The organism is Pseudomonas sp. OE 28.3 (genome assembly GCF_014268205.2).
In the GTDB taxonomy this organism is placed as follows: domain Bacteria; phylum Pseudomonadota; class Gammaproteobacteria; order Pseudomonadales; family Pseudomonadaceae; genus Aquipseudomonas; species Aquipseudomonas edaphica.
In genome coordinates this window covers 1,048,315-1,072,126 of sequence record NZ_CP077082.1, presented here as the reverse complement: position 1 = coordinate 1,072,126, position 23,812 = coordinate 1,048,315, and the positions used below count along the sequence as shown (strand labels likewise).

Genomic DNA, 23,812 nt, shown 5'->3' with positions numbered 1-23,812 from the left:
ACGCCACTCAGAGATAAGAAAAGAAGAGGCTGTCGAGCAGCCGTGACCACCCGGAAACCATCACGAACAACAACAGTTTGAGCGGCAAGGAAATGGTCATCGGCGAGACCATTTGCATGCCCAATGCCAGTAGCAAATTGGAGACAATCAGGTCGATCACAATGAACGGAATGTAGATGAGGAAGCCGATCTCGAACCCCGCCTGCAATTGCGACAGCACAAAGGCAGGCACCAACAGAATCAAGTCTTCTCGCTGGACTTCCTGCGCCATGGCTGCCGGCCACAGGCGCCCGGTGTTTTCCAGCAAGTGCGTCAACACATCCGGGTCAATATTGCGCAGCATGAATGCACGCAAGGGTTTGATTGCCTCACCGCCGGTGTGCAGAGCCATCTGCACACTGCTCAAATCCAGCGGCGAAACCTTGACGCTCTCGGCGATCTCGTAACCCACAGGCGCCATGATAAACAGCGTCGCCGCCAGCGCGATGCCATTGATAGCCATGCTGGGAGGCACTTGCTGCACGCCGATAGCGTTGCGGGTGATCATCAGCACAATGACAATCTTCAAGAACGCCGTACACACGATCAGCAGCATGGGCATCAGCGACAATGCCCCCAGGAACAGCGCAAGTACGAAGGGATCTATGCCCTGAATACTCATCGAGAAAAAACCACTCGCGTCACTTGCAGGCCCAAGCGCCCATCCACTTCCACCAACTGCCCCTGGCCGATCGGCCGATCACCGTAGTACAGGCCGGCCATTCCCGGCGCATAACCGGTAATACCCAATACTGAACCCTCAACCAGGTTGCGCAGTTCGCCCAGGGTCAGGTTCAGCACACCGCAACGCACGCTCAGCGACATGCTCAGCTCATCGAACGGTTCATGCCCGAACACTTCCATCACTGGTTCGTCTTCCGGCTCAGCGTAATAGGCTGCTGAAAAGTCCTCGTCCACACTCGTGTCCTCTATAGAAGTCAGGGTCAGGCACAGCGGCCCGGTGTCGTCGTCAATGCAGCCATGAAGGCGCTGCCTGCCAACTTGCACGTAGCCATTGCCCTGGGGTTGAAAAAAAGCCTGCTCAAGCACCAACACATCGCCAGCCCGCAGGTTGCGCACTTGTGCCAGCGGTAACTGCGCGCGCCCAAGGGGCACGGTAATGGCCAGCTTGAACGACGCCGGCATCGGCGCGGCGATAGAGCGCCAAGGTGCGGCATCGCACAACGCTAGAAAGCTCTGGTGAGCCAGCCACACATAACCTACGACCCGAGAGGCCCCCAACGTCACGCTCAACCTGCAGCCGAAACCTGCGGGACGCGCAGTCACCAGCAATCGCATATAGCCAAACAGCGCTTTGACTTGGGGACTGAGGTGCTGCTCAAACAGCGGCCAGAACCAAGAATGTGGATCGTTTCCTGCCTTGGCCAATGGCACAGGGCATTCGCCCAGCAGGCTCAACAGCGGCCCCGCTTCAGCGAGCGCCAATACACCGAGGGTGGTTTCGAAGCACAACGCCTCGCCGCCAACAGGGGCACGCCCGGGTTCAATGAGCAGTTCACCCTCTTGCCCGGCGACCTTAAACGGCAAGCGCAGCCCACGCCCCAGCCTGCGGCGCGCAGCGACCGTGCTGTGCTTGACCACAGGCAATGTCAAAAAGGGCACCTTCATCATGAACGGGTACCTGGCAGGTAGAACTTGACCGGCTGCCCCAAGGCTTGCGTGCATCGTTCCTGGCATTGCTGCCGCACGCCACGCAGCCAACGGTTGGTTGCCTCTTCCTCTGCGTCCAGCTCAATGGCCCAGGTGTTCTGCTCACGGTGTACAAGTGCGTTAACCCGCCCCAGGCGCGGCATGCACAGCACAAACTGCAGCGGCCACTGCCCACCGGCCTGTATAGGCGCCACCAATTGTTCGACCAACATATCGGCCCTGGCCGCCTCGACTGAGGCCTTGATGTCCATGCGCGAATGTCCGAAACGTTTCTCTGCAGCACCGCCTGCAAGCAGATAAGCAAACAGTCGCCCTTGCTCCACGGGAACGTAGGCCGCCACGGAGGGTTCGCGCTCCTCCCGGAGTTCGCGCATGCGTCGCTGCTCAGGAGCGGCATTTGAAACCTGTTTCATATCGATTCCTGAGCGAGCAATTTGGACAGTTCCTGAAGTTTTTCCACCTGGCGCAAACACTCCGTGGCGTACTTCTGGGCACTGCCAACCTCAATTTCCTTTTCCGTGTGCTGCGCTCGCAGTGCTTGCACCTGGCCTTCGTCCCGCAGGGTGCTTGCAGACAATGAGCGTTCTTGTAACCCCCAGGACTTCAGCGCTTTGAGCGTCAGCACCTGGCCCTGATGCTGGCTGAGCAACTGCGCACTTTGCCGAGCCTCCTCCTGGCGGGTTTGCTCAAGGGTTTGCTGGGCATCCTGGATATGTGCCTGCAGGGTTTGCCGTGCTCGCTTGGCCTCACGCAATGCACGCTCAGCGCGATCGGCCCGATGACGGCGCAGGCGCCGCAGGGTCTCGATTTCAGCCATCGACACGTCAGAATGGGACATAGGCCGTCAGCTCCTTGAGTTGCTCCAGTGTTTCCGCCATTGGCGAGGGTTCACGCAAGTCCTGGCGCAGAAAACTGTCCACTGCGCTGCGACTGTCTACCGCCAAGTCGGTCAATACATCGCTACCCGGCTGGTACTCGCCCAGCTTGAGCATCAGCTCGATCTGCTGGTACGCCGACAACAGCCGACGTAACGCCGTGCCAGCCTGGATATCCCCAGGCTCGGCGACGTTGCTCAAGATCCTCGAAAGGCTGGCCAATACGTCCACCGCCGGATAGTGCCCACGCTCGGCCAGCTTGCGAGACAGCACGATATGGCCGTCGAGCAGCGAGCGAACTTCATCGGCCACCGGGTCGCTCATGGAGTCCTGCTCGATCAGCACCGTGTAGATCGCCGTGATCACGCCTTCGCGCGTCAACCCGGCACGCTCGACCAACCGCGGCAGCAGGCTGTATACCGAAGGTGGCAGGCCACCACGGCCCAGAGGCTCGCCGGCGGCGAGGCCAATTTCTCGCTGGGCCCTGGCGAACCGTGTGAGGGAATCGATCAAAAGCAGCACGCGCTTGCCCTTGCTTCGGAAGCCTTCGGCCAAGGCTGTCGCCGTGAAGGCTGCGCGTGCCCGCTCCATGCTCGAACGATCAGAGGTGGCACACACCAACACCGCTTTGGCGCGCAGTTGATCATCGAGTTCATGATCAAGAAACTCGCGCAGCTCTCGGCCTCGCTCGCCGATCAGGCCGAACACAATCACGTCACACTCAACGTTGCGGGCTATCTCCGCCAGCAATGTGGTCTTGCCGCAGCCGGCCCCGGCAAACAGGCCGACACGCTGCCCCTCCCCCAGCGTCAACAGCCCATCGATCGAACGCACGCCGGTGGCCAGCGCGCGGTTGATTCGCGGCCTATCGGTGGGCAAAGGCGCTTCGCACAACACAGCGCTGGTATCCGGTGAGTCGACCAGTGCAAAAGCGCTGGCGCCTTCGCCGGTAATTGGCCGCCCAAATCCATCCAGTACCTGGCCCAGCAGCTTCTCGCTGACCTGTACCTGATGGGATATGCCCAGGCGCTCTACGCTGGCCCCCACACGCACACCTTCCAGGTTACCCAGCGCACTGAGCACGGCATCCTGCTGGTCGAAACCAATAATTTCGGCGAGCATGTAATCGCCTTGTTTTTCCACCTGGCACAAGTCGCCTATACGTGCCTGAGGCAGCCGACATTGCAGTAACATGCCGTTCACACGCTGCACGCGCCCGCGCATTGTCACCGGAGCAAAACCTGCCAACGTCTGGGTCTGGTGCCGCTGCCAAGTGTCGAGACGCGCCTGCAAATCCTTAATCACCAGCGCACCTCATAACGCTGCGCGCCTTCGAAAACCACCTTGCTGTTGTCAATCATCACCAGGCGCAAGTCGTCCACTTGGTCCCCCACAAACAGTCGGGTTCCGTCCTCCAGCACAACGTGACCGTTCGCCCCTCCGATAATCTGAACGATCTTGAACGGCAACTCATTGTTACGCGCACGCACCCGGCTGATCACCGGTACAACGCTGTCGAACTGCTCACCAAAGCGGTCGAGCATGCGCGTCACCAACGCCAGATCCTCCTCGGAAACATCGCCGTTGAGTGCAACCTGGCCATTGATGACCTGCAAACTGACCCGCTGGCTCAAATCACGCTCACTGAGCATATTCAGCAACTGTTGGCGCACCTCGAATGGCGAGGCCAGCTCGACTCTGTGGGGCACTGCCGGCATCAACAAGGCCTGGGGATCACGCTCACCCGTGGAGGCAATACCCACCACCATGAGGATGACGGCAACCACCAGCACCACACTGATCAGGCGCTTTTGCTGCGAGTATCCCAACGACGACAACGTCAACGGCGGGGACGTTTTCCTGGCCGTCACCTTGGCCGAAACCTTGGCCGGTGTGGCCGGGGCGGGTGCTTCGGGCCAGGGCTGATCCGCCACGGCGACATACAACCGTATGGCGCCCACGCCAAACTGTTCGCCCAGCGCCAGATTCGTGATCTGTGCCACTACCTGCTCTTTCGCATCCTGCAACAGCCCTGCCTGGGCCTGCACCGACCAACTGGATCCGACCAGCCGCAACAACGCATGCTGCTCGGCGATCCCCGGATCGCTGAGCACCAAGTCAGCCTCTGCATGAGCACCGATGCTCCACTGTTCACCAAACAGCGGCAGCGCAGCCCCTTGGTGCAGGCCATCGAGAACACGCAGCTCAAACATCATTGAGCGCTCTCCTGTGCAGAAACTGACGCACTTCTCATGCCGCAGTACCACGCATCAGGTCAGTCTGACCGAGGTCAAAACGCCCCAAAACTTTTACCTTTGAGGTGCTCCCCAATTCGGCAAAAGACATCACAGGTACATGGTTGAATTCTTCAAGCAAAAGAGTGCGCAAAGGGCTGCGTAAATCCTGTGCAACCAACATCACGCTTTTGCTTTTTGGCCGGGCCACGAAGGCTTGGTTGAGCAGGTTGATCAGTGAAGCACTGCTGTCATTATCAAGGGCGAAAAACACCCCGGTCTGGGTCTGGCGCAGCGATTCGCGCAGCACGTTTTCGGTCTGTGGAGACAGCAACCAGGCATGCAGGCCGTCGGCCTCACTGTATTGGTGAAAAATCTGCGCTTTAAGCGCAATGCGCGCGTAGTCCGCCAACGCGTCCGGCTCTCGCTCATGCTGGCCGTATTCAATCAGCGACTCGACGATCAGCCTCACAGCACGCAGCGGTACGCCTTCGCCTGCCAGGCGTTGCAGGACTGCCGAGAAACGCGACAGCGGCATGATTCGCTGCAGCTCCTGTACCAATTCCGGCTGGTTATGTTCAAGCCAACTGAGGATCGACTTACTCTCCTGGATTCCCAGAAACTGGGGGCCGGACAGCATCATCGCTTGCTTCATGCGTTCGACGATCAAGCTCGTCGCGCTGAAGCGCTCCAGCAGGGGGTCATCGAGCAAAGGATCATCCTGCGCCAACCACACCCAATCTTGCTCATCGCGTTCAGCCAGGCCTGGTATTGCGTGCTCAGGCACCTGTGCCAAGGCTTTACGCTCTACGGCCACATTGGTGACAACCGAGGCCTTGATCATCGGCACCTCGTGTACGCAGAAGCGCATTTCGTCGTCCGCCAACGAGTCGTTGAGTTCGACTTCAAACGGCGGCAGCGTGAGCCCGATATTCGCAACGAGTGCATTACGCGTCTGACGAAGGCCATGAACCAGCTCGATCACCTCAGGCGTTCCGCGCAAGACGGGAGAAAATTGCAAGAGATAGGGGCGCGACGGGTCAAACCCGCGCAAGTCCTCGTCACCGTTTTCTTCCGGGCGCACGGCCTGCGTGGCCTCGGCCTCGGGCGCCTCTTGCCGTTGACGTTGGCGCGCAAGGTAATAGCCCAGGGAGCCGGTCATCAGTGAGATAAGAATAAATACCAGGGTCGGCATGCCGGGCAACGCCGCAAACGCGAGCATGCCTACTGACGCAATCATCCAGCTCTTGGGTTCGCTGGTCATCTGACGGGCAATTTCTGCGCCCATGTTAGTCACGCCCCGGCGTCCATCCGGTGCGGCGCGGGTGATGATCATGCCCGCCGTCAGCGAGATCAGCAGCGCAGGGATTTGCGCAATCAAACCATCACCGATGGTCAGCACCGAATACAACGCAATGGATTCGCTGGCGCTCATGCCATGCTGGAACATACCCGTGGAAAAACCGCCCAACAGGTTGATCAGCACGATCACAAGGCCTGCAACAGCGTCACCCTTGACGAACTTCATGGCGCCGTCCATGGCCCCGAACAACTGACTCTCGCGGGACAACTGGTCACGCTTGTCCCGCGCCTGATTGCCGTCGATCAGTCCCGCACGCAAGTCGCTGTCGATGGACATCTGCTTGCCGGGCATCGCGTCCAGGCTGAAGCGTGCGGCCACTTCGGCAACCCGCTCCGAACCCTTGGTGATGACCAGGAAGTTGACCAGGGTGAGGATCATGAAGATCACCAACCCTACCGCCAGGTTGCCACCGACCACAAAGTTGCCGAACGCCTCGACGATGTCGCCGGCGTCCTGCTCCAGCAGGATCAGACGCGTGGTCGCGATAGACAGTGCCAGGCGAAACATCGTGGTCAACAGCAGAATCGAGGGGAATGACGAAAACGCCAAAGGCCCGGGCAAGTACAACGCCAGCACGATCAACAAGCAGGCAATACAGATATTGAGCGCAATGAGGATGTCCACCAGCCAGGTCGGCAGCGGCACGATGAAAATAAAGACGATGGCCAGTACCACCACAGCACCAAGGACTTCCGCACGTTGTGCAACCTTGAGCAGCCAGTGGTTGATAAACGCCAGCACCGTCACATCAACGCCCTCGGCTCAATCTGGCCCTTCTCCAGGCGCGTGAACTCATCCATCACCAGCAGGAAGTTATGCAAAGCCTCCTCGCGCCCCCGCGAGTCGCGCCATAAGGCCGCAGGCAAACCTTTGATCACGGGATAGAGCGCATTGAGAGAGGCCAGTTGGCGGGCCGCCGCATCCCCAGCCAATTCATCCGCCAGCAGTTGAACCTCGGAGGGGGCAATGCCATTGCCGGCATAACCCAACAGACGCTGCAACAGGTCAACGGCGTCGTGCTCAACGTTCAGACGCTGAACCAGGTCCTGGCAATTGGACAGTACCCCGCCCAATTGACCGCAGCTCTGTAACCCCAACAAAAGCGTGCGCAATTTGGCGGTGGGAATCGATGAGACGTACGCCGCAATATCATCCGCCAGGGCCCGGCGCATGAGGTTGAGCCCGACCGTAAACTGCTCGCCACCGTACTCTTTCAAAAGCGCCTGCATCATGCTGGCCAGGGATTGGCGCACGACCACATTGGCGTAGTAGAGCGTACGTATCGCCTGGCATTGCGCCGGATCGTCACTGCCTGACTGCAACGCCAGGGCAATATTAAGGCCCGCCTGTATTTCCCTCTTGTACTGAATCTCCAGCCTCGCCAGCGCTGCCCGAGCCAGCGCTGCCTCGCTCTTGACTTGCGCATCACGCGTCAACGCGGATTGTGTCTGGCGCACCTGCGCCTCGGCCTGCGCCGTAAGCTGACGAAGCACGACATAGGTACGTGCAGGGTCTCCACCCGTGAGGTCCACCAATTTTTCGAGACTAAGCTGGCGCTCCAGATACTGCCTGGCCACGATGACCATCTTTGCCAGGCTTTTCTGGGCGGGATGGCCCAGTCGATCATACAACTGCGCGAGCTGCTCGACCGGCGTGACAGGCCCCCCAATGGCACGTCGGGTCAACGCAGTGCCATGGGCCGCAGCTTCCTGGCTGAAGATGCCCGCGAGCGCATCAAAACCTGGCGCGGCATCCTGCGATGGGGTCGTGGCGACCTTCTCTGAAACGGATGGGTCCAAGCGCTGGATTCTGTGCAGATCGGGGTTGAATTCGACTTTCATGGGCATGCCAGGACAGGGAGTTTGTGTCTCTATGTGGCAACCCGGTGCCATACGGTTCCATAAAAACCACCCACACTCCCCGCTTTGAAAATACCTGCACAAAGCCGCCAATCGTTTTGCAAGTACCTGCGCAAAATCACACTATTTCAATTTATTTATATATATAAATCAGCAAGTTATAAGATTTTTTTGTTTGGCACAGCCAGTGCTAAAGGGGTTCCCGTCGAAATTATTTCGATAGCGTCTACCCTGAGGAAAAAATCGTGAATATTCCTATTGAAGCTTTAGCGCAGCTCGTTGGCGACTCGCCTCAATTCATGCTCCAACTGACGGACGACCAGCAAAAAAAACTCCGGCGTTTTATTCATAAACGCGTACTCAATCCCGAAGACGCCGACGACATCCTGCAACTGACCTACCTGGAGGCATGGCGTAACAGAGAGCGGTTCAGTGGCCAGGCTACCCTCAGCACCTGGATGTGCGGCATTGCGCAGAACCTGGTCCGCAACCATTTCCGGCGCCTGTATGCCAAACCGGTGCATTGCGAGTTCGATGAATCGCTGTGGCACGGCCAGGAAGAAAACAAGAATCTGGATTGGGAATTCGAGGTCAACCGCCGGCTGGAAAAAACCTTGAACGCCATCGATCATTTGCCGGCTGAGATGCGCAAGACGTTATATGCCTCCCTAGAAACCGATGGCAGTTACCAGGACACCGCCGACGTGCTGGACATCCCCATCGGTACCGTTCGCTCACGTCTGTCACGGGCGCGCGAACACCTGAAGCGCGTCACCCACACACCGCAGCATCCGTAAGCAAGCCCTGGGGGGCAAGCGTTGGGCGGCAGGGATATCTGCCCAACCGAATGACGCTTTACCGTGCGCAGAACAGGATCACAAGCCGCGCCGAATGGCACCTTGGGGATCATCGTCAAAGTGTTTACAGCCCACACCCGTGCGATCACGCGTTGAATACCATCAGCAGAACACCGCAAAACCCATGTGGGATCTTCGTGGCTGAAATACCCGTATCCGCCACACCACTCGTCGCCGTTTGGCCTGATTTTGTTTAAACAGTTGAAAGCGTAGATAAATTTTTAAAATAAACGCTTGACGCATATGCGTTCTACGCGAATAATGCGCGCCACTTGGCTACGTAGCTCAGTTGGTTAGAGCATAGCATTCATAATGCTGGGGTCCGGGGTTCAAGTCCCTGCGTAGCCACCAAGTACCGGTTTATAGAGATCCAAGGATGTCTATAAATCATCTCAAGAAGCCCGCCTCGTGCGGGCTTTCTTGTATCTGGACATCCAAGCTGATCCACCCACATCCTTCACATCCTGTATGCCTCCATGTATGCTTCAATAAAAATTGAACCGGAGGCATACACAAATGAAGCGCAGCGATATTAAACGCCGTCCTCTCTCCGATACCGCACTAGTCAACCTCGCTCCTGAAGCGGGGGCCTACCGTGAGCTAGACAGCTCGGGATTATATTTCAGAGTCAAGCCTAACGGGCAGAAATCGTGGGAGTTGCGCTATAAGAAGCCCGACGGCAAATGGTCGTGGCTCGGGCTTGGCGGTTACCCAGAAGTCAGCGGCGCCCTTGCTCGGCAAAAAGCTGCTGAATTGAGATCGGATGCAGCAGAAGGCAAAAATCCGATAGCCGCCAAGAAAGCTAGAAAAGCTGCGGAGATAGCAGCAACAAACGAAACCTTTGAAGCCTTGGCTCGTGAATGGCATACGTCTCGCTTGGCTGGCTGGGATGTCGGCACAGCAAAAAGAGTCCTTGGAGCCTTGGAACGCCACGTGTTCCCTCTTGTCGGAAAGCGTCCTTATGTCTCCATCATGTCGATGGAATGGATGGAGCTTTTGAGAGGGCTCGAACGTCAGGGAATCCTCGAGCAGATGAGTCGCGTGAGAGCTTACTGCAAAGACATCTACGACCTGGCTCGCGTAACCGGCAGGGCGATGAACAACCCCTTAGAGGGGGTTCATAAATTTCTGTCATCGGGAAAGGCCGAGAACTACGCCCATGTCTCCCTGGAAGAACTTCCCGCACTGCTCAGAGCAATACGATCATACCCACACGCCAGGGATGTCCAGCTTGGCCTCCAACTGCTTACTCTCATGGCTGTCCGCCCCAGCGAGCTTCGAGAGGCATACTGGGCTGAGTTCGACTTTGACAAACGGCTTTGGACCGTCCCCGTTGAACGCAAAGGCCGTAAAAAAGGGCGTGAACACCTTGTACCACTCTGCAAGCAGGCACTAAGCGCTCTTACTGAACTACGGAAAATCACGGGAGCGTACCCATTGCTGTTCCCTGGTCGAAGTGATCGAACCAAGCCTCGCAGCGATACCGTTTTTCTGATGGCGCTAAGGCGCCTTGGTTACGAAGGACGACAGACCGGACATGGCTTCCGTCATATTGCAAGCACCGTACTCAACGAGCACGGTTTTCCAGCGGACCACATTGAAGCCCAGCTCAGTCACAAGCCGTCAGGTGTCCGCGGGATCTATAACAAGGCGCAGTATCTGGAGCAACGTACAACAATGATGCAGTGGTACGCCGATCATCTTGACGGGCTTGAAACAGGAAATATCAGAGCCGAATAGAACTACAGCCTCTTAGCTTCTTGCCCAGTGAAGACCGTCCGCAGAGCGTCCCTATAGACTTAGCTTGACGTCGACCGTTTAGGTTGTGGGATGCCACAGCTTGGTGAGCACTTAACCAAATTGAGCTGACTGTCAGCTTTTAATACTTTCACGCCGTCTACGAATTAATTCTGCTGTTAACTCGTAATAGTAGACGGTAGCTGGAGCTGAGCATCGCAGGTAGTGCTCCAGAAACCATCTCACGTGTTTCTCTCTCCAGGACCAGGGTGTCGCGCACCCCCAGCGCTCACGAATCGCCTCTTGCATCATTTCCGCTTGCCTGATGTGCCGCTGCCGCGTGGCATGCGCACCTTTGAGCACAGGACTCAGAAACAACGTCATATCGAACTCGGCCATCATCGCCGACCTCCGATGTAGGCACTCACCACGTCGATGCGGTTATGCCCCAACTCGTGGCTGATCTGCTGACGTGCACGCTGATCGAGTGCTCGATCCTCTCGTTGACCACGACCGCCATTGATGGGCGCGGAGAAGCCGGTCAGTTGTTCATAGCGCTCACAGGCGTAAGCCGCCCGCAATTCATGAAAGCCTTTCAATCCATGCTCATGCATGATGTCCCGCGCCGGTCGTACGATTGTCTGTAAGAAGTCTTTGTAGCTTTCATCAGGTGTTAACAAATTCCGACTGCCCTTGGGTGAGGCCTCGCTGGCCCTGTCGAGGGCGCCACGAACTTGATCCGTGACCGCAATCCAACGCGGTGCCGATGCTCCTGATCGACCGCCTTTGGTGCCGTCCTGGATATTGATCTTGCCCAGTTGCCGAGCCTCACGTTGCAGCCGGGGCAAGTCCGCCAAGATCGCTTCACGCAGGCGCATGCCGGTCTCCCGAGCGAGGAGCACGATGGCACTCACCCTCAGTTGCTGTCGCTCTGACAGCGCTTGCGCAATCAGCCTGACCTGCACACGGTCTTGGCCTTTCGGGGCCTCACTACGCACGCTTGAGCGCTGCAAGCCCAGCGCCTTGCTCGGACTGGGGATTTTGACGTACTGATCACCGCGCAGCGCGGCCATCGTTCGGTTCACACTGGACAGGCGGTTCTGCGCGGTGGCAATGCCGATGTTGCCCTGATCAACCTGCTCCCTCACATACGTGGCGTACCGCATGAGGATGTCACGGTCGATCTGTCGCGCGTCATTGAGTCCCGGACCTTCCTCGGATCGACACCAATTCACGAATGCCTGCCAGCGATCACTATGGGCTTTGACGGAAGCAAAATGGCCGTCGCCAAACAGGTCTTTCAGTGCTTGCGGTCCAGCATAACTAAGCTGGCGACCGAAGCCGAAATTGCGCCCCGCTCGCTTACCGACGCGAGCCATTTTTCTGTTCCTGATCGACTGCAGCGAGCTCATGTAGAAGGGCTCGCCAGTGCGCACTTACAATCGCGAACTGAGCCCAATCAGTCGGGCGAAAACACAGCGTGTTGTCGGTGACGTAAAGATGCGCGCCCTGCTCTTCCAACCATTGGATAATGGAGGTCGTCGAGGTGATGGTTCTATGGAGGGTGGCGACACCGGCGACACCGGCGACAACCCTTGCCTTGCCTGCCTTTGAGCGTGGCGACAAAGTGGCGACAGTACCGGCGACAAATCGCACTTTCGGCTCCTTTTGGCGTTGAGCCAGATGGTTGCGCAGCGCTTCATCAAGATTGAACATGGCGCACCTCGAAGGTGTGGCCGTCGGAGATCAACCACTGATGATCAATCAATTCGACCAACAGCTTGGCGGTATGACGACTGCTCTTGCGGGCAAAGCGGGGACCGTTGCGATTCAGATCTCGAATACTGAAGCGCTTCCAATCTTTGACCTGTAGCCATCGCAGCAGCCGGTCTGCCTCTTCTTTTACTCGACACACTGGCTCCTGCTCAGTCAGGCGCTGGATCTCGGTGAGGTAGTAGCCGACTAAAGCGGAGGCCCGTTGGATGTGGTCGGCCTCCACGACACTGCTCTCCTCCACAACGGCCAAAATGCCGGCGACGCGCAAAAGGTTGTCGGCGGCCTTCGAACCGCTGGGGCGCACGCTGGCCAGATCGCCAAACTCACCCAGTTGAGCTTCGATAGCATCATGCAAATCAATCCAGCGACGACGCGCCAGCGGACTGAGGCTCAGCGGTGACAGTTGCAAGGCTCCGCCAGCGGAAAGTGACCAAGGCTGATAAAACAGAGCCGAAAGGCGATGATGATAGCGCTTGAGGGCAGCGTCTTTGGACAAGTCGACAGCCTGGTAGCTACGTCGCCCGGCTAGACTGGTGGGCCAGGTCATCAAGCAGCGCCCTAGAATGCCTTGCCCCTGCAGCAACGGATCACTGAGTAACTGCATGGCCAAATACGGTTGCAGCATCAGGTGCAGGCTCAAGCGTCGGTCATAGGCTCGCAAGCTTTCACCAACCATGGAACGCGCGCGATCTATCGGGCTGCCATCCCAGAGTGACGACAAGGTTGTGACCGCTTTCAAACGGTTATCCCGACTCATGGTGCTGCTGCCGAGGAATTGTCCACCCTCATCACAGAACAGACCCATGCTAGGCAGGTCATGACAGAGCCCCTTGATCAGGGCCTCGATAGTCGGGTCGGTGGTGATCAGTCTAGGGGCTGAGGGCTCCGCTTCGAGCGACATTCCGTTTGCGGGCTCAGGATCGCCAGGCTTGATACGCTGCGCCTGTCGCTGTGCGGCACGGTACCGGGCAAGTTGTTCGCGATAGCGCTGCCACTGTTCACGCTCCCATTGCCGTGCCGGCAGCAATGCACATCGGTCTGCGGCGGTCTTGCGATCACCTGACGCGGCCACCGTGATCAGGTACAGCGACAGGGGATAATTTCTCCCGTCGAGCTGTAAGCCCGCATGACCTTGAGTGGCCAGCGCCGAGGCAGCCAACACTGATTGCGCGGCCAGTGCCTGGGGCACGCCGATGACCTCGGCCATTCGCTCTACCGCAGGCCCAAGAATCCCACCCAGTGCCAGTACCGGATAAGGCTGGGCCACGGGATTCGACTCAATCAGCGGTCGAGGTGGTTGCGGTAGTTCAAGCTTCGGATCTAACTGCTGCATGGGCCCTCTCCTCGTTCATTGCTGGTGTCCTCACGTAGTCCCGCCACGGCTGTTGAGTGTTATCAGGGATCAAGGCCCCTGCGGCCTGTGAGGTGTTCACTGACGCGGAACGAACGGCTCCTTACAACCGGGAGCAAGGGCATAAACCCATGAATCTGGCCTCCTTAGACGCATCCGAAAATGCGGGCGGGTGGAGGCTGTGCCGACTGACGAGTTCGGCACCTGGAGATCCTGAGTGGGAGAAGGCAACAACATCGACACCTGGGGCATGCCTGACTGTCAGTCAGGTGCAGCCTTTCCATTGGCTGCGGCACCGGTGCCTGTGTCGTTGCGGATGGCGACGAATCGGATTTGTCAGGCCGATTGTCACGAGGAGAGTTGCGGCAATGCCCTGTACGACGAGGCTTGCAGCAGTGCTACGAGCGCCCGTCTCTTTCCAGAAGAAAGAGACGGGCGCGGATTGGCGCAGCGAAGTGTGCCGGGAGGTGAGGTGCTGCAGTGCAGCGAGGAAGGTCCATCGTCTGCCGCAGTGGGCAGATAAGTCGTGTAGGCATCCATCACTCTAGAGGAGTGACCGTGCGAGCTGCCGGACGCTAATCGCACTTGGGGAAGAACCACCAGGCAAGTGGCGTAGCCTTAAAGGTTCTGGCTACCTGGGCGGGTGCTGTCAACGACAGCGATCCGTGCGCCAATTTTTATACCCCCTTGAAAAGGCGGTCAAGCGTCACGGCCGAAGTGCTCAGAAAGTGGCGACTGTCGCCAATTTTGTCGCCATGCTCCAAGCCACGTTCCACGTGGGCTGTCGCCGGCGTCGCCGCTGTCGCCACACCTATATCCATGCCCAACGAAAGATTTGCGCACACTGGATGGCGCTGCGCTCGATGGAAATCGCGGGGAATTACTGAGGTGTGAAAGCAAGCGTGACGCTAATCAAATTTGAAAATGGGAAAGTGGAACGAGGTGGCTTCAAGAAAAGCGAGTGAACCCTCCGATCGGCGCGATCAAAGATCGCTTGATCGGAGGGTTTCGCGGGAAAAGCAAATCTCAAACGTCAATACAGACTCAGGCATCAAAGCTGGTCGATTGGGAAGGCACTGCCTCACGCCGCATGATCAGCGTCTGCTGCAACCGCAGCAAAAACCCTGCTTTAAATGCTTCTTGCGGATCACCTAAACGATGACGTTTTCGGTTCTGAGACAGCGCCCACCATAACAGTAATGATGAGCCTCCAAGCCAAGTCTCTGCGCAACGAACATCCTCCTTTGTTAGCGGAGCGAACTCATCAACCCACGGTGTTTGGATCGCGGGAGCCCCTTCAGCGGACGGGACAAAAACATACCCATGGATCTGTTGATGAACGCTTTGAGCCGGAATGCCAGTTAGATTCCGGAATGCCTTGTCGTACAACACGGCGGCGTCATCCAACAGCTCAACTGCCAACTCAATGTCTTGCGGAAAATGAAGCAGAATACTCTGGGATCCGTTAAGCCGGAGAGTGGCAGCCTGCCGCAGGCTAATCGCTGCACCTTGGTAAACGATGAAGTATCGATGCTGTTGGATTTAGGGAGGCCAATGAGAAACGAGAGATCAAACATCGCGGAATTTTCCGAAATAGTTTGCAGTGCGAAGCAGACGGCCAAGGTGGCGCACGGACTTAAAAGGGAGACATGCCATTTTCCTTATCTCCTTGGTTTGATTAAGGAATGCCATCCACCGTTGCGACACGAGTGGGTGGCACAACGTACAGGGGTCGCAAACCGGAAACCAAGGAACGAAACCTGGCCTGCACGGTGCGTCATAGAAAAGCAGCAGCTAGCACTTGAAGTACTGACTGTGCGATAAGGCGCATACCGCGCCTTGGTTCGATTCAGGTTGCGCCCCCCGATTGCGGCATGCGGAACAAGAACTACAAAGAAATTCCAGAAAAATCAGGTTTGTGAAAGTGGTTATGATAATTCTGTCTCAACTGGATTAACTAAATTTCAAACTAAAGTCTTGATTCCGCTTTGACAGCCAGCCCCCTCAGCCGAAGATAGCGACGGGCATAAGCTCGCCGAAAACCTAGTTCAAGCCGCAACGAGCAAATCAGAACCTTGCGGCGCTCATCTATCGCAGATTTTAGCCAAGAGTAATTGCATTGGCGTAACACGCTTATCGGCTACCTCACGGCGCAGCGCGCTCGTATGATAAAACCAGACGCTGATAGGCTGCACTTGGATGGAAACAATGCCACCGCGTCACAGCTTTCATCTACCATAAAGGCCCCAAGCGCCCCCCTGAAGCCCGTCAGTTGGAGCTACGCCCTAGGAAGAACACTGTTTAAATCAAAAGTTAAGTAACAACTAGAAAACGGTGGCACATGTATAAAACGGAGGAATATATTCAAATATTATGCACGCCAAATATTAATCACCAAGTGAAATTACTCGATCCGCGCTATTAATAGTTTCCGGCCGATGCGCAATAATAACTCTAGTTATATTCAAGCCTTTAATATTGGCACTCACTACCTCCTCCAATTCAACGTTTAAATGACTAGTAGCCTCGTCCAGGATAAGTATTTTTGGCTCACGGTATAACGCTCTTGCAAGCAATATGCGCTGAATCTGACCACCCGACAATGAAGAGCCCATATCACCTATTATTGTGTGATAACCCATAGGCATGCGCAAGATTTCCCCATCGATCGCTGCCAACTTAGCAGCGGACTGTACCAAGTCAAAACTAGCAAGCGAATCGAAGAATGATATATTATCAAATATAGAACCACTCAACAAACGATCCTCTTGCATCACCGTTCCAAATAAGTTACGAAAGTTAGCAAGACCCATTGCGCTAGGCAACACACCATCAACAGATATAGTTCCTTGACTAGGAGAAAGTAGGCCCAAAATCAATTTAGCCAGCGTACTTTTTCCACAGCCTGATGGACCAACTATGACAACACTTTCTCCCCCACTAACTTTAAAGTTTAGATTTTTCAGTATCCACCCCTCAGTTCCTGGATACTTGAACCATAGATCTCGGCATTCAAGATCAGAACTACCTAACGTGAAGAACGATGTGCTAGTCTCATGATCAAGTCTCTCTGTTTCCGTCCTCATAACCTCCTGAATGCGATCAAAATGAAATTGAAGAAGCTTAATATCATAAAACTTATCCATAAAACTGAATGAACGAGAAACAAACAAGTCGGCATAAATCAAAAAAGAAATTAACATGCCAGCACTCATATTGTGACTGGAAACCAAGTAAGACCCCCCTGCAATAGCAAAAATACGCATAGTTGCCATGGTCCATTGACTAGCCGCAGTAGAACAGGCTATCAAACGCTGAATAGATATTTCTGCGTTTGATGAATGGCCTACAACGCACCTAAACTTAGCCTCTCTAAAAAACTGCTTGTTATTTATTTTAATAGCAAGCAATGCGCCTAACGACTCTATCAGTTCATGCTGCTGCCATGTTTGATTCAAAACGACTTCCGTAGTGGCCCTTCTTAATTTTGGAAGAAATACAATTTTTATAACGAGATACACAACAAAGAAACCTAGTACCAAGAATGCAAGGCTCGTGCTATATAGAAACAGAATCAATACAGTTATCAAACCGATAAGGCCATCAAAAAAAGACGCTAGAATTGTAGCCGCCAGTCCAGACTGGATGCTCCTAATTGAATTAAAGCGCGATACCACATCTGCTTTTGAATGGACTTCAAACCAACTATATGGCAACCGAATTAGATGACTATACAAACCATCCAACCAACTAACATTTATCTTGGACCCCATATTTATAATTAACCAAGACCTACATATAGCAAGAACGAACTGCATTAACAAAATCAAAAAAAACACAATAGACAATGGAAGCAACAGCGTGATTTCACCAGTACCTATAATTCTGTCCAACACAATTTGTACGTATAAGGGATTAATAAGCGTGATAAATTCCAATGCAAAAGCTATAGAAGCCAACGTAACAGCTGCTTTTTTTAGCCCAAAAATCTCTTTGAAATATGTCGTCACTGAAGCTTTTTTTTCTTCCTTACGAGCAACGAACCCGGAGATAAGGCTAAACTCTACGGCGACGCCAGTGAAACGATCATCGAGTTCTCGATGCGAAACTAGTAACTCACCCCTAGCGGGATCCAGAATTTTCACCCCGCCCCGACGGACCTCCGAAAGAACAACAAAGTGATTGAAATCCCAGTGTAAAATGCATGGCAGGCTCAACTTTGATATTTCACTATGACTAAGTCTTACCGCTCTAGCCCTCATTTTAATTAGATCACTTATCTCAATTAACCGACTGAGATTCATTCCTCTAGAGCTTATAGGAAAATTTTTGCGTAGTTCAGATAACGTAATGTGATACCCGTGATATTTAGCAATCATATTGATGCAAGCCAGACCACACTCTGATGACTCAGACTGTCTCACAAATTCAACGTTGCGTCTTAGGTACTTCATTTAGGCACCATGTTAAAATTTAGTTTCCCTTAAACACCCATGAAAACAGACTGGTATTATCAAGTACTATCTCTCCAGAGAACGTAAAGCCGGAACGCAACCTCTTATAAATTGTAAATTCCTCATCCGTCTTTGGATTGATATTCACTGATACACTATAGGCACTTTCATCTTGCTGCGTACCCTCGATCGCGCTGTGATTCTGCTTCCAGCTTATATTCGAAACTACGCCAGATAGACTGCCGTATTTTAAAAAAGGAAAAGCATCAACCTTTATATTAACGGTTTGACCTTTAGCAACCAGTCCAACGTCTTTAGAAAAAAGAGTTATCAAGCCCTCGAGCTTGTAATCATCGGGAGTAACTACTGCAATATTACTGCTCGGTGAAACACTATCACCCTGCCGCACATTTAACTGGGATATAAACCCCGTCGCTTGACTCACAATAACGATGCTATTTTCAGAGGACAATATGGCGAGCTCTTTTTTTAGTAGCGCTTGTCGCTCAAGAAAATTAGCATGTTCAATTTTTATTTTTTCCTCATAGTCACTTATAAGGGATTTAGCCTTGTGTATCTCGTTTTCTTGTTCATGCAAATGACGCTGAGTCTCATTAATTAGCAGCGTATTAGAAAGATTTTGGGTAAGCTTCGCTAAGTAGTCGTTGATAGATATAGTGTGATCACGATGCAAGAGCGAATAGTCTTTAAGCACCTTCGCGAGTAAAACACCATGTTCTTTCAACTCTTGCGAATCGCTGAGTAATGAGTTACGCACAGAAGTCCATTTATCAATATTCAGCTTCTGAACAATTATCAGCTGTTCAAGTCGCGACAATTCGGCTACGTACGCAGAGCGATTGTACTCCTTCCTTTGGCCTACAAGCCGCAATGCTGTTTCAGTTAAAGACTGAGTGCTGCTTATATAGTTATTCGATTTTATTCTAGCTATCACCTGACCTTTCTTTACTGGATCTCCAAGCTGGCATGTAACTTCTATAACATTCCCGGCTATAGGCGAGTAAGCATTATACTCACCACTTGCGACCCTTATAGCACCATTACCTATAACCTTATGATCATATTTTAAATAACAAACGCCTAGAACTCCGCTGATGACGAGTAACAAAGAAAATATCGCTACTAATACATAAGGAACTGGAGTAGCTATACTAACAGTTCCATAAAATGTTCGCTCACGGGCAGCACGGGCAGCGTTCGTTCGAAAGAGACTTCGACTACGGTTATTACTCTTGCCTTCGCTTCTTTCAGAATGACCTACCGCTGGAGCGTCAGTATTCAACATTTCCATAATTTCCAAATTCAAGCACACTTCAGCTAGGACCATAGAATGTGCTATTGCGGCAATGCTCCACGATAAATGTTAATTTTGAATTTCAATTTTATGTCAAAAAAAAGGCGTAACATAAATTTCAAAAAGCAATAAACCCATATAAATCATAGTATTAAAACGATAAATACCTGGCAACGTAAAAATATTTGATTGTGTTGCTTGACTAACTCAACCAGGATTATTAACAGTGAAATCGCACAATGTGCATCCCGATAAAATCAACGGAGATACCGATCATGAGCCAACAATACCAACCAACCTCTGAAAAAATTGAAGACGAGTTTGAAATGGAGTTGATTGAACTTACTCCAGAAGAAATCGCATATATTTCTGGCGGATATGGCGGCGGAGGCGGTTCGAAATCAGCCTAAGTTTGAAAGGCATGAATGCCTAAGGGCATTCATGCTTATAAGGTAAAAGTATGAAAAGATTACCATGCGCCATACCCGCTAGTTGGTTTTCATCAAGGCTCGCCCTCTACATTTTCTATCCGATCGAGCGAAACGACGTTAAAGGTCGAAACGTGCTTGAGGGAAGATCTGGTGTTGCATTCATAAAACCGGAAGATTATGCCCTATGCCGGTATCCTGATTACCGATACAACAGCGAAAAGCTCATGAATATAGGAGCGCTGAAAGAACTATCTGCAATATACAATAATGCAAGAAACTTAATTGGCATCATGGCGGACCAGATTAGAACCTCCTCCAAATGTGGAGCACCAGTTCATCCAGTAATCAAGTCGGCATTTTTGAGCTATGTGGGCTGGACGCTGCCTCTTTATCGACACTTAGTTGGCAAAGAGATAAATACCACTGAGGCTAGTGTCTCAAAATTGAGCCACGGCGTGCTAAGTGCATTTCTACACGCGTTATATACACCTAATTCCGGCTGGGAACATTGGTCAGATGCCGGTGAGGTTGTAAATTACATATACGATAACAAGTTACTGAACGGGCGGCGCGAGGTTTGCGCAGCCAGCCCTAGAATGATCAAATTATTAGTCGAGGAAATTTTCTCTCAGAACAAGCATGATAGACAGCCTCAATATGTAGAACAGATCGACAAAGCAATATATTTTGCACAATTAAAACTTCAGATTGAATACATTATAAGTCGATATGAAATATTAAAAATTAACACTTTAATTAGCAATGGCACGATTCTAGAAAACGTGCCCGCAACATTCGCATTTCCATTACAGCATCATATCAGGCGATCATACCATATCGGTACGACGTCCCTAATGATTAAAAACTTAGAACTTAGAACAAAAATGGCAGGACCTATAATCGATATGGGAAAATGCGACACCCATCAACATTCAGATTTATTGGATAAACTAAACATCTGCGAAAAAAAACTATGTGAACTTATTATAGGTAATAGCAAAAAGGCTCATGTATACACTCAGCGCGATTTAGATCTTTATCTTGGCGGGTCAACTAACTATAGAAAGGAAAATTAAGTGACTGTTGAAAATCGTGAAATCTACATGCCAAGCCCCCAAACTCCTATAAAAGAGTTTGAAGAAATAAGCCAGATGAAAGTGGTGCGTTCAGCCAACGAGTTGCTAATGCTCCAGGAGTCTGTCGAAAGAGCTCTCAATGTGGACTCAGCGAAGAACGCCATGAAACATTATGATGCATATAGGTTTGACCATAGACTAAGTAGCTTTCACCTGAAGCGGGCGAAGTCTTGGCCACACGTATCAAGAATAGAGGATGAAAAACGAATCTATGCGTACGTTTATGAAAAATATAGATATGCGCAGTTATATTATAACAGTCAAGTCTTGATAGACATTCTGGAAGATATTAGCAGCACGGTCCTAAACTCTAAAAGCATAATTCGAAACTCTAACGTTCGCACTGGTAAAGATTTGCATGGAGTATGCGTTATCTATCCTCCCGCAGAATTACTACGAAGCGGTATTGATGAACTTATCTCCTTTCTTCAATATAAGACTACAAAAAGCGTAGCTGCGGTCGCTGTGATTGCTACTTACCTACTTGCCCTACACCCTTTTAGTGATGGTAATGGCCGTGTTATGCGGATATTGACGAATCTTACTCTCGAGAGATCACCAACTACATATATTCCATTTTCGGAGCTAAATGTTCTATCTAGAGGCGGATATGGTATTCGCTGCAGAATAGCAGCATTTTCAAACAACTGGTCTGAAATAATTTATTATTATAGCCATCTGTTTTTAGCAGTAGAACTGGATCGAGTGCGCTAGAAAACAGAATCTGCTATAAACATGGATTGGTGTGGAGGCACTCCTCATCCTACCCTGCAGTCAGGATGACTTATATAAATATCTGAACCTAATTTTATTATAGTTTTAGATGTTGTTGCAAATACAAAACCCGCAACATAATGCAACCTCGGCTAACCGCTCAACCTTCATATTTTAGTAATAAAATCTAAATTATTCCGCAAACTACTGCACTCACAATAAGATTGCCACTCCGGCACACTATGCGAGGCTGATATCGTGAATAATGATACCAACGCGAAACTATTAGATTACACAGATTTTCTCGAGAACTTAAAGGCTTATGGCCTTCTTACCAACACAGATAACGCGGCATGCCATCATTCGGCTGTAGAGGTAGATGCTTGGGCAATGGCTCAGCTTCCAGACACTCAGCCCGAATGATAAATTGGTGCGGTGGCATGCCCCCGCACCTTTGGTAGCCGAGGTGAGGTAAAGCATGATAGCGCCAGCATTGGAAGGGAATATCCTGTCAGTAATCCTAAAGCTGGTAGGGGAGACATGCAATTTAGATTGTATATATTGCTATGAGAAGAGACGTCCATACTCTGGTTCTAGGGTTCTACGGGTAGATTCGATATCTAATTTCCTCACTGGTTTAGACAAACAGCTCGCCATTGAGCTTCATGGAGGAGAGCCGTTATTATACCCTGAGTCCGAGTTCGAAAAACTTTCCAAGCTTTTGATTCAGCTAGGCTCTAAGGTTCATAGCGTTAGAATTCAAACAAATGCGACACTCCTAGATAAAGAAATGATCTCAAAGTTAATTGGTTGGTTTCCGCGCCTCCAACTTGGGATAAGTTTCGATGGGTTAGATGATACTTTCCGTATAGACTACGAGGGTAAAAGCGCAACTTCTCTGATAGAGCAATCTATACGATATACAACCGAACTAAATATCCCCATAGGAATCATATCAGTTATAACATCGAAAAATATAAAATATCCAGATCAACTGGTTCAGCACGTTTCAACATTTTCTAATGTCAAAGCATTGAAGTTAGTTCCATGTTTTGACGTTTCCGTTACTCAAGGCGAAGGTCCTAAAAGACGTAATATAACGAAAAATCTGATAGCCTCGAGTGAGGGAGCTCAGATGCCTTGGTCAATAAACCCAAAGGATTTTTCCGATTTTGTTATCGCGGCGCATGGTTATTGGAAAGAGAAAGGGCTGTTCCGCAGCTTCAATCTTGAGCCAGGTGTGTCTATTCTAAAAAAACAGATGGGGTTAATTGTAAACGACTGTGACTATGGTATTAAAAAATGTGGGCACGTAATAACCATTTATCCTGACGGGCATGTCGGAACGTGTGACGAATTGGCTTCAGGAGAAAGTCAAAAGCTACCTCTGACAATAGCGGATATGCAAAAAACGAAAACCATTCTCGAAAATTTTCTAAATCGGAAAGACGTTAATCTCCTACTGGAGCAATGTTCAACCTGCTCCCTCTTCAGTCTTTGTGGAGGCGGATGCATCGCGACACGCCAGCGTTTTTTAAAAGCGGGTCGAAGCCGAGAGTATTGTGATGCACGATTTCAGTTATTTGAGGGGTTCAACCAATGATAGGAAATTTTTTGTGCTTATCAACGATTAGACCGATAAATAGATTCGACGGAGTAGATTTATTTTTAAGGCGCTGGAGCTCGAGAGAAAGTGCCTTATCTATTTCTCAACCTCTCAGGAGTGAGTTTGGAAATCTAAATCTGCTAGGCGAAAGCGCATGTAAGTATGCCACGCCATTCACTCCAAAGGATCCTGGCTTTGACACAAGCTTAGAGCCTGTCGTCGCTGAAGCTGTTTTAACTGCGGTTAGTCTCGGTATTGTTACTTATACCAGTTGTGAAGGCCATGAATACAGTAACGGACAAAGAGATCTCTGGCACGTAGGCACGATTGATCGGAACGGAGACCTAAAGCAATTTCTCCTCAAAGTGACGGAAGCTTATAGAATGGTTCGTGA

Annotated in this window: 21 protein-coding genes and 1 tRNA gene; 7 read left to right on the top strand and 15 right to left on the bottom strand. The window is 52.0% G+C overall.

The annotated features are described in order from the left end of the window. Positions 1-7: 7 nt before the first annotated feature. From sctR to HU759_RS04585, 8 genes are read right to left on the bottom strand one after another with little or no spacing between them, the layout of a single operon-like run. Positions 8-661 (bottom strand): type III secretion system export apparatus subunit SctR, encoded by a 654-nt coding sequence (sctR, locus tag HU759_RS04620; RefSeq protein ID WP_017137657.1) that lies wholly within the window; start codon positions 659-661, stop codon positions 8-10. Beyond that, entirely contained in the window at positions 658-1,668 is a 1,011-nt protein-coding gene (locus HU759_RS04615; protein WP_186618179.1) for a FliM/FliN family flagellar motor switch protein, read from the bottom strand. Before HU759_RS04615 ends, sctR begins: the two co-directional genes overlap by 4 nt. After that, the gene (locus HU759_RS04610) at positions 1,668-2,123 is read right to left on the bottom strand and encodes a type III secretion system HrpP C-terminal domain-containing protein (RefSeq protein WP_017137659.1); all 456 of its coding nucleotides are present in this window, start codon (positions 2,121-2,123) and stop codon (positions 1,668-1,670) included. Before HU759_RS04610 ends, HU759_RS04615 begins: the two co-directional genes overlap by 1 nt. Next, entirely contained in the window at positions 2,120-2,548 is a 429-nt protein-coding gene (locus tag HU759_RS04605; protein WP_177033730.1) for a YscO family type III secretion system apparatus protein, read from the bottom strand. Before HU759_RS04605 ends, HU759_RS04610 begins: the two co-directional genes overlap by 4 nt. Further along, entirely contained in the window at positions 2,535-3,890 is a 1,356-nt protein-coding gene (locus HU759_RS04600) for a FliI/YscN family ATPase (protein WP_017137661.1), read from the bottom strand. The genes HU759_RS04605 and HU759_RS04600 overlap by 14 nt, the downstream gene beginning before the upstream one ends. After that, positions 3,887-4,798 (bottom strand): FHA domain-containing protein, encoded by a 912-nt coding sequence (locus tag HU759_RS04595; protein WP_186618178.1) that lies wholly within the window; start codon positions 4,796-4,798, stop codon positions 3,887-3,889. The genes HU759_RS04600 and HU759_RS04595 overlap by 4 nt, the downstream gene beginning before the upstream one ends. A gap of 37 nt (positions 4,799-4,835) precedes the next feature. Further along, positions 4,836-6,929, bottom strand: coding sequence for a type III secretion system export apparatus subunit SctV (gene sctV / locus HU759_RS04590; RefSeq protein WP_099549211.1), 2,094 nt, complete (start codon positions 6,927-6,929; stop codon positions 4,836-4,838). Then, complete coding sequence (locus tag HU759_RS04585; protein ID WP_026013748.1) at positions 6,926-8,023, bottom strand: TyeA family type III secretion system gatekeeper subunit; 1,098 nt, start codon at positions 8,021-8,023, stop codon at positions 6,926-6,928. The genes sctV and HU759_RS04585 overlap by 4 nt, the downstream gene beginning before the upstream one ends. 263 nt (positions 8,024-8,286) lie before the next feature. Between HU759_RS04585 and HU759_RS04580 the strand changes: the two genes are divergently transcribed. The 3 genes from HU759_RS04580 to HU759_RS04570 all read left to right on the top strand — a co-directional run bounded on the left by HU759_RS04580 (position 8,287) and on the right by HU759_RS04570 (position 10,638). Then, complete coding sequence (locus HU759_RS04580) at positions 8,287-8,838, top strand: RNA polymerase sigma factor (RefSeq protein WP_017137665.1); 552 nt, start codon at positions 8,287-8,289, stop codon at positions 8,836-8,838. Between the two features lie 334 nt (positions 8,839-9,172). Next, positions 9,173-9,249, top strand: a tRNA-Met gene (locus HU759_RS04575). 165 nt (positions 9,250-9,414) lie between these two features. Continuing rightward, positions 9,415-10,638 (top strand): tyrosine-type recombinase/integrase, encoded by a 1,224-nt coding sequence (locus HU759_RS04570; protein ID WP_170036171.1) that lies wholly within the window; start codon positions 9,415-9,417, stop codon positions 10,636-10,638. Between the two features lie 132 nt (positions 10,639-10,770). Here HU759_RS04570 and HU759_RS29795 read toward each other — a convergent pair whose 3' ends face one another. The 7 genes from HU759_RS29795 to HU759_RS04540 all read right to left on the bottom strand — a co-directional run bounded on the left by HU759_RS29795 (position 10,771) and on the right by HU759_RS04540 (position 19,522). Next, positions 10,771-11,037 (bottom strand): hypothetical protein, encoded by a 267-nt coding sequence (locus HU759_RS29795; RefSeq protein WP_225933026.1) that lies wholly within the window; start codon positions 11,035-11,037, stop codon positions 10,771-10,773. Continuing rightward, positions 11,034-12,014: an integrase domain-containing protein gene (locus HU759_RS04565; protein WP_170036169.1), complete on the bottom strand. Its 981-nt coding sequence runs from the start codon at positions 12,012-12,014 to the stop codon at positions 11,034-11,036. The genes HU759_RS29795 and HU759_RS04565 overlap by 4 nt, the downstream gene beginning before the upstream one ends. Further along, complete coding sequence (locus HU759_RS04560; RefSeq protein ID WP_170036167.1) at positions 11,998-12,351, bottom strand: hypothetical protein; 354 nt, start codon at positions 12,349-12,351, stop codon at positions 11,998-12,000. The genes HU759_RS04565 and HU759_RS04560 overlap by 17 nt, the downstream gene beginning before the upstream one ends. Beyond that, positions 12,338-13,744: a YfjI family protein gene (locus HU759_RS04555; RefSeq protein WP_170036165.1), complete on the bottom strand. Its 1,407-nt coding sequence runs from the start codon at positions 13,742-13,744 to the stop codon at positions 12,338-12,340. The genes HU759_RS04560 and HU759_RS04555 overlap by 14 nt, the downstream gene beginning before the upstream one ends. A gap of 1,062 nt (positions 13,745-14,806) precedes the next feature. Then, positions 14,807-15,184 (bottom strand): LasR-specific antiactivator QslA, encoded by a 378-nt coding sequence (locus tag HU759_RS04550; protein ID WP_225933025.1) that lies wholly within the window; start codon positions 15,182-15,184, stop codon positions 14,807-14,809. A 965-nt stretch (positions 15,185-16,149) separates the two neighbouring features. Next, positions 16,150-18,216, bottom strand: coding sequence for a peptidase domain-containing ABC transporter (locus HU759_RS04545; protein WP_170036163.1), 2,067 nt, complete (start codon positions 18,214-18,216; stop codon positions 16,150-16,152). A 19-nt stretch (positions 18,217-18,235) separates the two neighbouring features. After that, positions 18,236-19,522 carry an HlyD family efflux transporter periplasmic adaptor subunit gene (locus HU759_RS04540; RefSeq protein ID WP_170036161.1) on the bottom strand — a complete coding sequence of 429 codons (1,287 nt, stop codon included), beginning with the start codon at positions 19,520-19,522 and terminating at the stop codon, positions 18,236-18,238. A gap of 284 nt (positions 19,523-19,806) precedes the next feature. Between HU759_RS04540 and HU759_RS29960 the strand changes: the two genes are divergently transcribed. The 4 genes from HU759_RS29960 to HU759_RS04525 all read left to right on the top strand — a co-directional run bounded on the left by HU759_RS29960 (position 19,807) and on the right by HU759_RS04525 (position 23,415). Further along, entirely contained in the window at positions 19,807-19,941 is a 135-nt protein-coding gene (locus tag HU759_RS29960; protein WP_262378146.1) for a hypothetical protein, read from the top strand. Between the two features lie 50 nt (positions 19,942-19,991). Then, positions 19,992-21,038 carry a hypothetical protein gene (locus HU759_RS04535; RefSeq protein ID WP_186618442.1) on the top strand — a complete coding sequence of 349 codons (1,047 nt, stop codon included), beginning with the start codon at positions 19,992-19,994 and terminating at the stop codon, positions 21,036-21,038. Continuing rightward, positions 21,039-21,812 (top strand): Fic family protein, encoded by a 774-nt coding sequence (locus tag HU759_RS04530; RefSeq protein ID WP_170036157.1) that lies wholly within the window; start codon positions 21,039-21,041, stop codon positions 21,810-21,812. A gap of 478 nt (positions 21,813-22,290) precedes the next feature. Further along, the gene (locus HU759_RS04525; protein WP_170036153.1) at positions 22,291-23,415 is read left to right on the top strand and encodes a radical SAM protein; all 1,125 of its coding nucleotides are present in this window, start codon (positions 22,291-22,293) and stop codon (positions 23,413-23,415) included. Positions 23,416-23,812 lie beyond the last annotated feature (397 nt).

What these genes read in the sequence shown, in the direction of transcription:
- HU759_RS04610 (WP_017137659.1), bottom strand. Translation starts at nt 2,123, where the DNA reads ATGAAACAGGTTTCAAATGCCGCTCCTGAGCAGCGACGCATGCGCGAA.
- HU759_RS04535 (WP_186618442.1), top strand. Translation starts at nt 19,992, where the DNA reads ATGAAAAGATTACCATGCGCCATACCCGCTAGTTGGTTTTCATCAAGG.
- HU759_RS04595 (WP_186618178.1), bottom strand. Translation starts at nt 4,798, where the DNA reads ATGTTTGAGCTGCGTGTTCTCGATGGCCTGCACCAAGGGGCTGCGCTG.
- HU759_RS04555 (WP_170036165.1), bottom strand. Translation starts at nt 13,744, where the DNA reads ATGCAGCAGTTAGATCCGAAGCTTGAACTACCGCAACCACCTCGACCG.
- HU759_RS04605 (WP_177033730.1), bottom strand. Translation starts at nt 2,548, where the DNA reads ATGTCCCATTCTGACGTGTCGATGGCTGAAATCGAGACCCTGCGGCGC.
- HU759_RS29960 (WP_262378146.1), top strand. Translation starts at nt 19,807, where the DNA reads ATGAGCCAACAATACCAACCAACCTCTGAAAAAATTGAAGACGAGTTT.
- HU759_RS04565 (WP_170036169.1), bottom strand. Translation starts at nt 12,014, where the DNA reads ATGGCTCGCGTCGGTAAGCGAGCGGGGCGCAATTTCGGCTTCGGTCGC.
- sctR (WP_017137657.1), bottom strand. Translation starts at nt 661, where the DNA reads ATGAGTATTCAGGGCATAGATCCCTTCGTACTTGCGCTGTTCCTGGGG.
- HU759_RS29795 (WP_225933026.1), bottom strand. Translation starts at nt 11,037, where the DNA reads ATGATGGCCGAGTTCGATATGACGTTGTTTCTGAGTCCTGTGCTCAAA.
- HU759_RS04585 (WP_026013748.1), bottom strand. Translation starts at nt 8,023, where the DNA reads ATGAAAGTCGAATTCAACCCCGATCTGCACAGAATCCAGCGCTTGGAC.
- HU759_RS04540 (WP_170036161.1), bottom strand. Translation starts at nt 19,522, where the DNA reads ATGTTGAATACTGACGCTCCAGCGGTAGGTCATTCTGAAAGAAGCGAA.
- HU759_RS04615 (WP_186618179.1), bottom strand. Translation starts at nt 1,668, where the DNA reads ATGAAGGTGCCCTTTTTGACATTGCCTGTGGTCAAGCACAGCACGGTC.
- HU759_RS04570 (WP_170036171.1), top strand. Translation starts at nt 9,415, where the DNA reads ATGAAGCGCAGCGATATTAAACGCCGTCCTCTCTCCGATACCGCACTA.
- HU759_RS04545 (WP_170036163.1), bottom strand. Translation starts at nt 18,216, where the DNA reads ATGAAGTACCTAAGACGCAACGTTGAATTTGTGAGACAGTCTGAGTCA.
- HU759_RS04525 (WP_170036153.1), top strand. Translation starts at nt 22,291, where the DNA reads ATGATAGCGCCAGCATTGGAAGGGAATATCCTGTCAGTAATCCTAAAG.
- HU759_RS04560 (WP_170036167.1), bottom strand. Translation starts at nt 12,351, where the DNA reads ATGTTCAATCTTGATGAAGCGCTGCGCAACCATCTGGCTCAACGCCAA.